15 protein-coding genes and 2 pseudogenes are annotated in these 12430 nt (G+C 68.6%); 10 read left to right on the top strand and 7 right to left on the bottom strand.

What is annotated here, in order from left to right; genetic code table 11:
• Window positions 1–20 precede the first annotated feature (20 nt).
• The 5 genes and pseudogenes from WQO_RS10360 to WQO_RS10340 form a co-directional block, all read right to left on the bottom strand.
• A pseudogene (locus WQO_RS10360) lies at window positions 21–783 on the bottom strand (alpha/beta hydrolase).
• 131 nt (window positions 784–914) lie between these two features.
• On the bottom strand, window positions 915–1325 hold the full coding sequence (locus WQO_RS10355) for a hypothetical protein (RefSeq protein WP_010064195.1): 411 nt from the start codon (window positions 1323–1325) through the stop codon (window positions 915–917).
• Between the two features lie 29 nt (window positions 1326–1354).
• The gene (locus WQO_RS10350) at window positions 1355–1741 is read right to left on the bottom strand and encodes a hypothetical protein (protein ID WP_010064196.1); all 387 of its coding nucleotides are present in this window, start codon (window positions 1739–1741) and stop codon (window positions 1355–1357) included.
• Window positions 1738–1950: a hypothetical protein gene (locus tag WQO_RS10345; protein ID WP_010064197.1), complete on the bottom strand. Its 213-nt coding sequence runs from the start codon at window positions 1948–1950 to the stop codon at window positions 1738–1740. Before WQO_RS10345 ends, WQO_RS10350 begins: the two co-directional genes overlap by 4 nt.
• On the bottom strand, window positions 1947–2207 hold the full coding sequence (locus tag WQO_RS10340; RefSeq protein ID WP_010064198.1) for a hypothetical protein: 261 nt from the start codon (window positions 2205–2207) through the stop codon (window positions 1947–1949). The genes WQO_RS10345 and WQO_RS10340 overlap by 4 nt, the downstream gene beginning before the upstream one ends.
• A 93-nt stretch (window positions 2208–2300) precedes the next feature.
• On the opposite strand from WQO_RS10340, the gene WQO_RS10335 reads away from it, so the two are divergent.
• Both WQO_RS10335 and WQO_RS10330 read left to right on the top strand, forming a co-directional pair.
• A complete protein-coding gene (locus WQO_RS10335) occupies window positions 2301–3140 on the top strand; it encodes a helix-turn-helix domain-containing protein (RefSeq protein ID WP_029182699.1) in 840 nt (279 codons plus the stop codon).
• Window positions 3137–3346, top strand: coding sequence for a DUF397 domain-containing protein (locus WQO_RS10330; protein ID WP_010064200.1), 210 nt, complete (start codon window positions 3137–3139; stop codon window positions 3344–3346). The genes WQO_RS10335 and WQO_RS10330 overlap by 4 nt, the downstream gene beginning before the upstream one ends.
• A 99-nt stretch (window positions 3347–3445) precedes the next feature.
• Here the strand turns inward: WQO_RS10330 and WQO_RS10325 are convergent, their stop codons facing one another.
• Both WQO_RS10325 and WQO_RS37125 read right to left on the bottom strand, forming a co-directional pair.
• Window positions 3446–3628, bottom strand: a complete 183-nt coding sequence (locus tag WQO_RS10325) for a hypothetical protein (RefSeq protein WP_010064201.1) — start codon at window positions 3626–3628, stop codon at window positions 3446–3448.
• A gap of 74 nt (window positions 3629–3702) precedes the next feature.
• Window positions 3703–3831 (bottom strand): hypothetical protein, encoded by a 129-nt coding sequence (locus WQO_RS37125; protein ID WP_257721841.1) that lies wholly within the window; start codon window positions 3829–3831, stop codon window positions 3703–3705.
• 203 nt (window positions 3832–4034) lie between these two features.
• On the opposite strand from WQO_RS37125, the pseudogene WQO_RS10320 reads away from it, so the two are divergent.
• The 8 genes and pseudogenes from WQO_RS10320 to WQO_RS10285 form a co-directional block, all read left to right on the top strand.
• Window positions 4035–4295: pseudogene (locus WQO_RS10320) on the top strand (transposase); the annotation flags it as partial.
• Window positions 4296–4914: 619 nt separating this feature from the next.
• The gene (locus WQO_RS10315; protein ID WP_237274115.1) at window positions 4915–5280 is read left to right on the top strand and encodes a hypothetical protein; all 366 of its coding nucleotides are present in this window, start codon (window positions 4915–4917) and stop codon (window positions 5278–5280) included.
• A gap of 150 nt (window positions 5281–5430) precedes the next feature.
• Entirely contained in the window at window positions 5431–8619 is a 3189-nt protein-coding gene (locus WQO_RS10310; protein ID WP_010064205.1) for an RHS repeat-associated core domain-containing protein, read from the top strand.
• Window positions 8620–9010: 391 nt separating this feature from the next.
• Window positions 9011–9394 (top strand): hypothetical protein, encoded by a 384-nt coding sequence (locus WQO_RS10305; protein WP_010064206.1) that lies wholly within the window; start codon window positions 9011–9013, stop codon window positions 9392–9394.
• Between the two features lie 190 nt (window positions 9395–9584).
• On the top strand, window positions 9585–10559 hold the full coding sequence (locus WQO_RS10300; RefSeq protein WP_010064207.1) for a hypothetical protein: 975 nt from the start codon (window positions 9585–9587) through the stop codon (window positions 10557–10559).
• A gap of 69 nt (window positions 10560–10628) precedes the next feature.
• Window positions 10629–10901 (top strand): hypothetical protein, encoded by a 273-nt coding sequence (locus tag WQO_RS10295; RefSeq protein ID WP_010064208.1) that lies wholly within the window; start codon window positions 10629–10631, stop codon window positions 10899–10901.
• Between the two features lie 41 nt (window positions 10902–10942).
• Window positions 10943–11512, top strand: coding sequence for a hypothetical protein (locus tag WQO_RS10290; RefSeq protein WP_010064209.1), 570 nt, complete (start codon window positions 10943–10945; stop codon window positions 11510–11512).
• Between the two features lie 268 nt (window positions 11513–11780).
• Window positions 11781–12422 (top strand): ATP-binding protein, encoded by a 642-nt coding sequence (locus WQO_RS10285; protein ID WP_010064210.1) that lies wholly within the window; start codon window positions 11781–11783, stop codon window positions 12420–12422.
• Window positions 12423–12430: the final 8 nt, after the last annotated feature.

Genomic DNA, 12430 nt, shown 5'->3' with positions numbered 1-12430 from the left:
GAGCGCGTCACCCGCACCGGTCAGCGGGGCTCGCCCGTCAAGTGCCGGGCGAAGAACCGGGCCCCGTGTCGAGTTCGAACTGCGGTACGCCGGTGTGCCCGCCGAGGTTGGCGTGCAGGGTCTTCTCCCGGGACCCGAAGGCGTCGAACAGGTCCAGGGCCGCCTGCCGGTCGTTGCCCTCGTCGTCCCACTGCAGCAGGACGTGCAGGGGAATCGTGACCCGGCGGCCTCCTCGAACACGGCGGCGGGCACGAGGCTTCCGGCGAAGAGACCTGCGGCCACGATGCGCGGCTCGACGACCGCGAGGCGGACGCCGATGGAGATGACGCCCCCTTCGTACCCGACCGGCCCGCCGATCCCGGGCAGCGCCAGCAGTTCGTCCAGGACGGCCTGCCATTCCGGCACCGCCCGGTCGACCAGCGGAAGGATGAGGGCGTCGACGATCTCGCCGCCGACCACCCCACCGCTCTCCACAGCCATCGCCCGGCGCAGATCGGCGCGGGCCTGCTCGGCGGCGGCCCACCGGGGCCGTACACCGCAGCCGGGGAGCTCGATGGTGGCGGCGGCGAATCCGTACTCCGCCACGTAATGCCGCGCCCGCCGCGCCAGCCGGGGATACATCCGGCCGAGCTCCAGCGGGGGGTGGCCGATCAGGATCAGCGGCGCCGGTGCGGAATCGGGGGGCAGGGTGGCGGGCGTCCACAGGATGACGGAGGGTCGGGGGCCGCCAAAGGGTTTTCGGGGGCGGCCGAGTCGGTGCCGCGATGCGGTACGCGGCCTGATGGAACACCCCTCGCCGAGTTCGCAGAGGACGTGTCCGGCCCCCGGGCGGTGGGCCGGGGGCCGACAGGGCGAGTACGTGCTCCGGGGGCGGCAGTAGCGCGACGGCGGTGCACTGGTTCACGGTTACGGGGTCACCCTTCGGGGGAGTCGCCGGAGACGAGCCGCTCCGCGATCAGGTCGCCGAGCGGATCGGTCACGTCCCAGGAGTGGGACGCGGGGTGGTGGTCGAAGAGCGCGCACCGCCGTACGAGGCCGGAGTCGAGCCGACGCAGGACGGCGGGGCACCAGGGGGCGGGCTCGGCCCGGTGGGTGCGTTCGGGGCCGCTACCGGTCCAGAAGAACCAGAGCGCCGGTGAGTCGGGCGTTCGGCCGGGCCGGAGGTAGGCGGCGTGTTCGGTGTGCGGGCCGGTGGGGGTGCTGTCGTGCTCGCCGAGTTCGCACAGGACGTACGGCTCGGGGTCTTCGGGGCTGTCCGTCCCGGGCGCGGTGAGCAGCAGCACGGCGTCGGGCGGAAGTAACGTGACGGCGGTGCACTGGAGCACGACATCCAACTCCGTTTCGTGGCGGGGGACTACCGGTCGCCGGGGCGGCCGCGCCACCCGGCGAGCGTCAGGCTCAGCCCGACGGCGGGATCGAGAACGGTGAACAGCGCGGGAAACCCCGCCTCCAGGGTCTGTATCGCGTGGTCCTGGTGAGCGCTGTGGGTGGCCCAGCGGCGCAACTCTTCGGGCGCGTCCGAGCCGTGGAAGTAGACCGGCCGTACGTCGTCGCCGGTCGACAGCCGTACGGCCTCGGCCGCGAGGGGCAGCCCGTGACCGTTGGCCAGCCGGAGCGCCTGCCGCCGGAGCCAGAGGAGGACGAGCCGCCGGTTCCGTACGACGACCCCGCCGAGGGTGGCGAACCGCTGCCCGTCGGAGACGGTGACCTCGGCGGCGTACCCGGTGACGCGCCGCGTCATGTGGACGGCCCGGGTTCGGCGTGCAGGATCAGCGCCCGCAGCCGGTCGGCCGCCGCCTGGACCTCGGCGACCACGGCGGCGCGGTTCGCGAAGCGGTCCTGGATGGCTGCGTCCAACTCGGCGCAGAAGAGCGCTCGGTAGGCCGGGTCGGACTCGATGCGGACGAGTTCGGCGAGGGGGTGCGGATGCGGATACGGCTGCGGATTCACAGGACCTCACCCCGGCTGCGGGCGTTGAGGCGAGCGGTACGGGCGCGGAGCTGCTCTATGAGGAGGGCGGGGCGTACGTGGCGGGGCTCGGCCTCCCACTCCGCCCCGCCGCCGACGGGCCTCAGCGACCAGTAGGGGCCGGCGACCCCTCGGAATTCGCCCACGCGGTCGGCGCGGCTGGTGTCGACCATGAGGGTTCCGGGGGCGGGGAGGTCGGGGGGTTCCTGGTTATTCGGGCGTAAGTTCTCGCCGTACATCGATCGCTCCTCTCCGTAGCCGTTTGGCTACCGGGGCGATTCAGCGTGACCTAGGGTCGTGACGTCTTCAACGTGGGGATCTGGGAGGGCACGTTGGCCAACATCAAGGAACTGAATCCGGAAGCGGGCCCGCAGGCGGCCTTCGGTGCGCGTCTGCGCAGCATGCGCGAGGAACGTGGCTGGATCCAGGATCAGGTGGCTGACATGGTCGGCTGCTCGGGCAGGCACATCTCGGCGATCGAAACTGGCCGCAAACCGGCGACTCTGCCTTTCGCGAGGAAAGCGGACCGGTTATTTGATCTCATCGGTTCGAGCGAGTCGTTCGAGCGCCAGTGGCAGGAGATGAAGCACGGGAACCTGCTGGAGGGCTTCCCGGAGTACGTGGGGTACGAGGGCCGGGCGGTGGAGATCAGGCTGTTCCAGGTCGGCCTCGTTCCTGGGCTGTTGCAGACCCCTGAGTACGCGCGGGCTGTTGCCTATGGGGACGTCCAGCGCGGTTCCATCTCCCCGGAGCAGGCCGACGAACGCGTCTCATTCCTGGCCGAGAGGCAGGCGGCCTTGGTGCGGCCACGGCCGCCCATGGTCTTTGTCGTCATGGACGAGAGCTGCCTGTACCAAGCTGTCGGGGGGCCGGAGATCATGAACGCTCAGTTGCGAAGGCTGGAAGAGATGGCCGCGTTGCCCAACTGGATCATCCAGGTGGCGCCGTTCAGCCTGGGGGCGAGGAGGGCGTTCAATCTCCCGGTCAACCTGCTCACCCTTGCGGACCGATCCATCGTCGCGTATGCCGAGTCTCAGGCGTTGGGACATGTCGAGCGCGAAACCTCGTTCGTGGTGCCCATGCTCACGACCTACCATCAACTCCAGGGCGAGGCGCTGTCGAAGGCGGCGTCTGTGGCCAAGATCAGCCAGTTGCGAAAGGGCACCCCGTGACGACCGAATCCCCTCGTTGGTTCAAGTCCTCGTACAGCTCGAACGGCGGCGACTGCATCGAGGTCGCCGCGAACCTCGCCGCCACGCACGGCATCGTCCCGGTCCGTGACTCCAAGGCCGTCGACGGCCCCGTGGTCGCCGTCCCCGCCACCGCCTTCGCGGCGTTCGTCGCGGGCGTGCGGGGCGGGACGTTCGACACCGTCTGAGGAACCGAGCAGCAGGATGCCCCACTGTGCCGCGCATGGTGGGGCATCCTGCCGCAGGGAGAGAAGGGGCACTCGTCGAGGCATCTGAGATGCCCCGGATCAGTGGCCCCCAGGGCCGTCCGTTCCGTTCGGCTGGGCGGATCGCCTGTTCGCGTACCGGTCCCAGGCCCACTCGAAGCCGCCGCTCACCGCGAAGACGACCGGCACGGCCACGTACCGGGCGGCGTCGAGGAGCACCACGGCGGCGACGAGAACGCAGCAGACGAGGGGCACACCCACCACGGTCGGCGTGATGCAGTTCTGTCCATGGATTCCTGTCAGAGAGATTTCGGAAAGGGCCGCAGGTCAGCAGTGACTCATTTGCAGTTTCCTGCGCTGACCTCCGTGAGTTTGCCGTTCTTCGGGGTCAGCCTGGTCTGATAGCACGAGCCGGGGCTGAGCTTCTTGTCCTTCACGACCTTCTTGAGGAACGCTCCGTAGTGCATGCAGCCCCCTGGAGGCCGGCCTTGCGTCGGCCGGTTGAAGCTGCCTGCCGCGTTCAGCCCCGACTGCACGAGGTCCTCCTCGCTGAGCTTCGCAGCACGAACGTCCTGAACTTCTCGTAGGCGGCGGTTGATTGCTCGCGCATCCGCTGTTAAGCGGGCGCTTGGACCGTGTCCTGCGTGGTGAGTCGATCGCTGGGTTCACCATGGGGCGGGGTATGTGGACTTGGATTGTTCCCGATGGGTTGTGGGAGATCGCGGAGCCGCTGATCCCGCCGTCGAAGGTGCGGCCGCAGGGTGGTGGGACGCAGGACACGCCTGATGAGACGTTGTTCGCCGCGATCATCTACGTCCTGGTCAGCGGATGCTCCTGGCGGGCAATGCCGCCGTGCTTCGGGATATCGAAGTCAACAGCCCACCGTAGGTTCCTGATCTGGTCGAGAGCCGGTGTCTGGGGCCGGCTCAACCACCGCTACGAACGCCACCCCCCCCGCGACTACCTGGCCTTCCTCGGCCTCGTCGCAACCCTCTGCTGCTACGAACGACCCCTCCGACTCGCCGCATAGGACATGGTCTCAACCGGCGCTGGTGCCCCAGCACTTGGCTTCTATGCGTGTAGCGCACGTCACATGGATAGCGCTTTCCTCGGGGTCCACATGACTTGCGCGCCCCAACCTCGATTCGCCTGTTAATACCGGACTCTGGCCTCTCTTTCAAAGGTTTGGGCGATCAAAATCCTTGCCCTGACACACGGTCATGTGATCACCGTGTGTACTTACGCCCGCGGAATATGCCACTCCGGTGGGGAAATGTGATGAGGATGGGGAGGCGTGCCGGTGGGTGCGTCTTCCAACGCGCGTGGAAGCCCGAGTCCGCTTCGGGTGGCTGCGCGCTTTTTCAAGGGGGGTAGTGCACGTGAGACGTGCGCGCATAACGGGTCTCGCTGCGGTTGTTGCGACAGCGTTGTCAGTTCTGGGTCCAGGAGTTGCCTCGGCGGCGACCGGCCCAGGCCAGACCGCGCGGGAGCAAGCGGCGAACGAGGCAGCGGGGGCGGCAGGCACCGAGGCCGGCAATCCGCTCAGCAGCGTGGCGACGGCCGCAGGGGTGTGCTCGGACGCTGCACAGATCGGCACGACGGAGTACATCTACCGGGGCACCGAGAAGATCGCCTCGGTGAAGCAGTTCTACTCGGCGAAGTGCGACGAGAACTACGGCTATGTGTGGGCGTGGAAGTCGTTCCTGGACCAGAAGATCAATTTCGACCTGACGGTCGGAGTGTGGTCCTACGAGCGCAACGCGCTGGTAGGCCGCAAGGACGTGTTCGGCACCCACGCGCAGGAGTTCTGGGGGAACGCGGCCAAGACGGTGGACGAGTGCACCTCGGGCGACGGGACGATGAGCATCCCGGGAGACCCGCAGCCGCTGCACACTCGCACGTCCAAGCGCTGCTGACTCAGGCCCGAGCGTCGGCGCCATGCCGACGGCCTTGTGAAACGTACCCCCGGGCGGGAGGGGGCGGCACCCGTGCAGGGGTGCCGCCCCGTAGGCCCTGCTCACTCCGCATTCATTCAACGCATCGGAGAGACCTTCGTGAATCCTCGCATGCCCGCGTTCCGTCGGCGCAGACACTGGCTGCCGCTGTCGATCCTGGCGGCGGCCACCGCGACCGCGACCATGGCCACCGCCGTTCCGGCATCCGCACAGCCCGCGACGGCCCCCTCCACCGCCGCGGCGGCCAAGACGTCCCCCTCGCCCTTGGGCACGACGACGGCCCCGGCGAGCACGGCGTTCAAGGCGACAGGCAAGGTCGGCCGGCCGGTGGTCCAGTCGGCCGCGGCCGACCCCGGCTTCTACGCCCTCGGCATCGGGCAGGTGCCGTGGTCGGAGTTCTTCACCGCGCAGCTCTCGGACGGCGTCAGCGCCCAGGTCAACTACGGCAACGGCAACCTGCTGCTGACCGTCGACGGCTTCGACATAGCCGACTCCGGCCCGGGCCTGGCCTACGGCAACACCTTCAACAGCCTCAACGGTGTCGGCTGGAATGCCACCTCCGGCGCCGACTACCGGATCGAGGAGCCCACCGCCGACGGTGTGTCCGTGCAGGGCCCCACCGGCACGGTCGGCGTCTTCGCCCGCTCCGGCTCGTCCCTCACCCCGGCCAAGGGCTACAAGCAGGACCTGACCGAGGCGTCGGACAAGAAGTCCTTCACTCTCACCAGCCGCCGCACCGGTGAGAAGAACACCTTCTCCCGCTCCGGCACCACCGGTGTCGCGCGCGTGTCGAAGGTGGAGGACAAGAACGGCAACGCCACCACCATCACCTACTCCGGCAACTTCACGTCGAAGATCACCTCGGCGTCCGGACGCGCGCTGACGTTCACCAACGACGGCAAGCACATCACCAAGGTCACGGACAACACGGGCCGGTCGATCAGCTACACCTACTCCGGTGATCTGATCAGGACGTTCACCGATACCGACGGCAAGACCACCGTATTCGACTACGACACCTCGAACCGCCTTGCCAAGGTCACGACAGCCGAGGGCCGGCAGACGAAGTTCACCTGGGACAGCGACCGGGTCGCCTCCGTCAACCGGGTGGTCACCAACTCCACCGGCGACGGCAACACCACGGCCTTCCGCTGGATCCTGCCCCCCAACAACAACCCCAACGCCGAGGGCGTGGTGCGCGTCACCGACCCGCGGGGCAAGAACACCATCAAGACGGTCGACGGCTACTGGCGCACCAAGAAGACGGAAGACCCGCTCGGTCACACCCGCTCGAAGTCCTGGGGCCCGGACAACGACATCGCCACCGCCACCGACGCGATGGGCGCAGCCCCGGAGGACGGCAACGTCACCAGCTACAAGTACGACAGCGCCTTCAACCCCACCACAGCGACCATCCCCACGGGGGCGTCAGCGACGGCGACCTGGGTGAAGAAGGGCAGCGGCTACTTCCCCGAGACCGCCACCACGGCCTCGGCGCAGAAGACCTCCAACGGCTACGACACCTCAGGCAACCTGCTCACCTCCACCGACTCCACCTCCGGCGGAACCGCCGCCAAGTGGAGCTACGACTACAACCCCAAGTCCGGGACGATGAAGTGCGGCGGGCTGCCCGGCCAGCGCTGCAGCGCCACCGACCCGCGGGAGAAGAAGACCAGCTACACCTACGACTCCCAGGGCAACCTGACCAAGGTCACCCCGCCGTCCCCGCTGAAGCCGATCACCTTCACCTACGACGACCTCGGCCGTCAGAAAACGATGACCGACGGTCGAGAGGTCACCACGACCTACTCCTACGACAACCGCGACCGGATCAAGACCCAGAACGCCGGCTCGGCGAAGGCGGCATTCACCTACGACGCGGACGGCAACCTCAAGACCCGAACAACCCCCGGCGGCACCTCGACGTTCACCTACGACGAGCAGAACCGCGAGCGCACCCGCACCCTGCCCGCCACCCCCGCCACGTCCATCACCTACGACTCCACCGGCAACGTCGCCACCGCCACCGACTCAGCAGGGACCGTCACCTACGGCTACGATGACGCCAACATGCTGACCTCCGTCACCGAGCCCGGCGGCGCGAAGACCAGCTTCACGTACAACAACAACGGTGAACGCACCAGAACCACCTTCCCTGGCGGAACCACTCAGAACGTCACTCCGGACGACTCCGGCCGCCCCACGAAGATCGAGGTCAAGTCCGGCTCTACCACGGTGTCCTCGATCTCCTACGACTACGCCAACTCAGGCGTGGACACCGACAAGGTCCGCAAGCGCACCACCGACGGCGCGGCGCTCGCCTACACCTACGACACTCTGGGCCGCCTGACAAAGGCCGTCGAGACCAAGTCGGGCTCGACGACGGCAGGCTGGTCCTACTGCTACGACAAGGCCGGGAACCGCACCGGCCGCTCCACCGGAACGTCGCTGCCCTCCTCCTGCGACGACGCCGAGCAGAAGGCGGTCTACAACGGCGCCAGCCAGCTGACCTCGCTCGACGGCAACGACAACTTCAGCTACGACGGTGTCGGCAACGAGACCTCGGCCGCCAGCCCCACCGGCACCCGCACCGACGAAACCTGGACGCCCTACTCCCAGCTCGGCACCTACACCCAGTCCGGCATCACCACGAGCCAGACCTATGCGGGCACCGACAACACACAGCGCTTGACGGCCGGTTCCACGGCGTTCACCAACACTGCCGTCGGCGTCACTGGGCAGAGTGTCTCCGGCGCCGCTACCGGTTTCGTTCGCGAGCCCTCGGGCACGTTGGTCGCCATGAGGAGCGGCGGCAGCAGCCAGTACTACCTCACCGACGCCCAGAACTCCGTCATCGGCCTGGTCGACGCGTCCGGTAAGAGGACCGCCACCTACTCCTACGGCCCCTATGGCGAGACTCGCACCAGCACGGGCACCAACCAGCCGTTCCGCTACACCAGCACCTATCTCGATCCGTCAGGGCTGTACAAGATGGGGGCCCGCTACTACGACCCGAACCTCGGCCGCTTCACTCAAGCCGATCCGTCCGGCCAGGAACAGAACCCCTACCTCTACGCCGCAGGCGACCCCGTCAACCGCATCGACCCCACAGGCCTCTACTCTGTTGACGATTTCAAGTCGGACATAGGGTTTATCGGATCTACAGCAACGATTGGCGGATTCGTAGGAGGCGGAATCGGTTCGATCATTCCCGGCGCTGGAACTGCAGCCGGGACCCTGGTCGGCGGACTGGCCGGAACCGGATTCGGCGTCGGGTTCGTGATTGGGTCTCGACTCTGACGCTAGATGCAGACCGCACGGAGGGAGGCGCGCAGAACGCCTCCCTCCGTCAAGCCACTGAGGAACAAAATGGATAAAAGGCAACTATTTCTCCTTACCTCTGTCATACTTACCTTCCTCGCGATCGGGCTGGTAGTCGGCATTGCCGGAGCTTCGCGGACCTCGGCCATTCTCATTTTTGTCATTGTCGCCATCCCCCTCCTCTATTGGTTCCTCTCGCGCAAGGGCCGCAGTTGAAAGCACCCCCTGCGGCAGACGGCCGGTACCTGTATCTCCGGTACCGGCATGGCGGGGCTGAACGGGAAGGTTCTCCTGTACGTCGTCCTGCTCGGCCTCGCCGCGTGGCGCGGCTACGCCCTGGCCGACTGAGGCCGTACCCGTGGGAGGTTTGATGCCCAGCCGGTACGGCAGAGTTGATGTCGCCCTCGTCGTCGTGGTCTCGGCACTCCTCGTGTCTCTCGCGGTGGCTCTCGCCCACCGCACTCCGTCGGCATGGTTCCTTGTGGCCGTACTCCTCCTGCTGACCGCTGTCCTCACCGTTGCGAAAGCCGCTCCCGATGGGCGGATCTCCCAGGTGTTCCGCATCAGGAGCAAGCGGGACGAGCGGTTGATGCTCGCCATCATTCCGATCGACGCCGTACTGACCTGCCTGCTCCTCGTCCGGGGCGAACGAGGACTCGCCCTCGTCATGGCGGGGGCGACAGCCGTCGCCGCGGTCAGGCTCTGGGTTGCCAGGAGGGGGCGTGGGGCCCGCGACGTTCGGCCTGTTCCTTGACGACGCCGGTCTCTCCTCGCGCCGGCGTCTGCTCCGTACCGGCTCCTTGCGATGAACGGCGGCCGGCCATGGACCGCGGCTCCGAGGGCACTCGCGCTACCCGCGGTCTGCCCCCATGTCCCTTCCAAGGACCGGCGTTCCGCTGCACGCTGTGGTCCGAGGTGTAGTCCACGACCAGGGATGAGTGCCCGTGCGCGCACGCAGCAGCGAGAAGGAAGAGGCCGAACAGAGGTCCCCGCAGGGGCGGTCGGCGAGTTTCGTGGGCACTGAGCCCCTCGCCGGACCGCACCACCACCTGCCACGGGCGGCGGGCAACACGGCCGTCGCCCGCGCCATCGCCCGGGAGCGGCAGGAGGAGCACGGAGAGTCCGGCCACGCGGCCGCGCCGGCCGACGGTGCGCACCAGGGATCCGGGGCTGTGCACATCCAGCGGACCGCGGACAAGGAACTGCGGGAGGCGAAGACGCCCGAGCAGATCGTCGCCGCGCTCAAGAAGTCGGGGCACTCCGAGGACGACGCCTGGGAACTCATGCAGTACATGACGTCCCAGCAGTTCCCGGCCGGCGAGGGACAGGTCGATTTCGACATGCTCGGCAGCATCAAGGACGCCTCCGAGGCACTGCAGAAGGTCAAGGCCGTTCGCCGGAAGATGGCGGCGCCGCTGATGGCCAAGCGGTGGACGATCCGCCACTACACCGGCAGCGACCCGAACACGCCTCCGAGTTTCCAGCAGATCGCGTCGACCTACGACAACGCGGCCGCCGGCAGGGCGAGCGAGCACACCAACGTCGCGGACTGGCGCTCCCTCGGCAACATCAAGTTCACCTTCTACCTGGTGGCCGTGGACGGCCAGATCCCCCCGCGCAATTGGCTCAACAACACGCACTGGTACGCCGAGTGGGACCTCGACCGGATCCCGGAGTGCTGGGTCTCCCCGGACCTGCTGGAGCGGATGAACAAGCCGATGGACGCGGACGGGGCGCGAACGGCGATGCAAGGGGCCAAGGCCTTCCGCGGCACCGGCGCCCAGCTCAAGGAACTGCTGGCGATCAGCGCCTTCGGTGCCGGCAACGACCCGGCTTCCGCGCTGGACACGGCCATCGGCGGCGCGTTCGAGCTCAAGGTCCCCGACGGTCTGCCGGTCGCCGAGTGGCACAAGAAGTAGGCCGCGCGCGTCGAACCGGTCCGGGTCCTTGAGCGGTTTCGAACGGTTGCCCGGGGGCAACCGGCCGCCATGGACACCAACACGGGCATCAACGCGGGTACCGAAGAAGTGGCTCCGACCCAGGGCGAGGAGAACCACCTCCTCCTCAGCGCCGACACCAACGGCGACGGCAAGCCGGACGTGTGGATGACGGATACGACCGGCGACGGCAGAGCGGATCTCTACCAGTTCGACACCACGGGCGACGGCACGGTCGACGTGACGGTCGTCGAGGGCGCGGAGGAGCCCGGCACGGACCGGCTCGTCGTCGAGGGCGACGGCGGCCACCCTCAGGAGGTCTGAGGCGCCCCGCGGGGAACTCGGCACGGGGGGAGGTGGAGGACATGGCTCGTCCGGTCGGTACGGGTACGGACGCCGGGGTGAGCAGGGAGCGCCTGCGCGTGGTGGGAGTAGTCCTCGCCGTTCTGGTGGTGGCAGCGGCGGCGGGCTTCCTGGCGGGAGGGGGCTTCGGCACGGGGACTGCAGACGCTGTGCGCGGACTGGTCGTCGCCCTCGCCGTAGGTCTGCTCGCCGCGGGCGCGACCGTCGGCGTGTGGCGGCTGAACCGGCGGCACGCGGCGCGGCTCGGGATCAGTACGAGCAGATACCTGCGGGTGGCCCGCAGCGTCCGGCGGGGTGAGGCACCGGACGACCCCGTCGAGCGCGCGGCTGCGGCCGACCTGGTCAGCCGCATGCGGCGAGGGCCGGGGTCGGTGTCTCACCGCTGGGCACCCCGGCTGCTCATCGGCGGCGGAGTGTTGTGGGGTGCGGCCGGGGTGGTCTTCATCGCCGATGACGCGTACGGATGGGCGCTCTACGCTTTCGTCATGATGGGACTGGTTCTCGTCCAGCTCGTCTCGCTGCGGCGCCGAGAGCGGCGCCTGGAGGCGGCGGCGCAGGGCCTGGGGATCTGACAGGCCGCGCGCCTGAAGCCAGGCTGCGACAAATCGGGCACGCCAGGTCCGACGTGTTGTCTTCGAGCCACGGGCCGATCTCGTCCGGACCGGAGCCGTCGGCCACGGGACCGGCGGCGCGGCCTCCCCGGAGACGGGTCGTCACGTCGTCGCTCTGCTGACCGGGAGCATGTCGTCACGGAGTGATCCGATCGTCGCACCGAGGTCCGCGGTGCCCTCCCGGGCACCGGCCAGCACGGGCCTGGGCCGCACCCGGGAGGATGGGCCCGTGCCGGAGAACTCACCGGACCGCGCAGGCGGTCACCCTCGCCCCCACGACCTCACCCCGCCGATCCGGATTCCCGCCGGACTCGTCGTCCTCGTCGGACCGCCCGCCTCCGGCAAGACGAGCTTCGTCCGGGCGCTGGTCGAGGGGCGGCAGGTCGAGGCGGACGCCGTGGTGTCCAGCGACGAGATTCGTACGGAGCTGTTCGGCGCTTCGGCCGAGCCGGCGGACTCCGACGCGGCGGACGCCGCCGACGCGCGGATCTTCGAGGAGCGCGACCGCCGGATCGTCGCCCGGCTCGCCGACAGGCTCAGCGTGATCGCCGAATCGACGAACGTCACGCCCCGGGCGCGGGAACGGCTCATCGGCCTGGCCCGGCGCTTCGGCGCCCCGGTGACCGTCCTGCGGTTCGCTCCGGACGTCGCCGACCTTCTCCAGCAGTACGCCGAGCGGGGCCGTACGGACCTGACCGAGGAGGACGTCCGCGCCTATGCGGCCGTGATGAGCCGTGACGCCGGTGTCGACCGGCTCCGGGCCGAGGGCGCGGCCGCCGTCCACGATGTGCCGGGACGCCGCCAGTCGGTCACGCCCCGCGAAGCCGCCGCCGGTTTCACCTTCGCCTTGTGCCGTCCGGCGGGGCGGTGAACAGCCCC

This window comes from Streptomyces globisporus C-1027 (genome assembly GCF_000261345.2).
GTDB classification, from domain to species: Bacteria; Actinomycetota; Actinomycetes; order Streptomycetales; family Streptomycetaceae; genus Streptomyces; species Streptomyces pakalii.
Note: the sequence above shows the minus strand (reverse complement) of the source record. Positions and strands in the feature narration are given on the sequence as shown.

What these genes read in the sequence shown, in the direction of transcription:
- WQO_RS37125 (WP_257721841.1), bottom strand. Translation starts at nt 3,831, where the DNA reads ATGCACTACGGAGCGTTCCTCAAGAAGGTCGTGAAGGACAAGAAGCTC.
- WQO_RS10310 (WP_010064205.1), top strand. Translation starts at nt 5,431, where the DNA reads ATGCCCGCGTTCCGTCGGCGCAGACACTGGCTGCCGCTGTCGATCCTG.
- WQO_RS10295 (WP_010064208.1), top strand. Translation starts at nt 10,629, where the DNA reads ATGGACACCAACACGGGCATCAACGCGGGTACCGAAGAAGTGGCTCCG.
- WQO_RS10290 (WP_010064209.1), top strand. Translation starts at nt 10,943, where the DNA reads ATGGCTCGTCCGGTCGGTACGGGTACGGACGCCGGGGTGAGCAGGGAG.
- WQO_RS10305 (WP_010064206.1), top strand. Translation starts at nt 9,011, where the DNA reads ATGCCCAGCCGGTACGGCAGAGTTGATGTCGCCCTCGTCGTCGTGGTC.
- WQO_RS10340 (WP_010064198.1), bottom strand. Translation starts at nt 2,207, where the DNA reads ATGTACGGCGAGAACTTACGCCCGAATAACCAGGAACCCCCCGACCTC.
- WQO_RS10350 (WP_010064196.1), bottom strand. Translation starts at nt 1,741, where the DNA reads ATGACGCGGCGCGTCACCGGGTACGCCGCCGAGGTCACCGTCTCCGAC.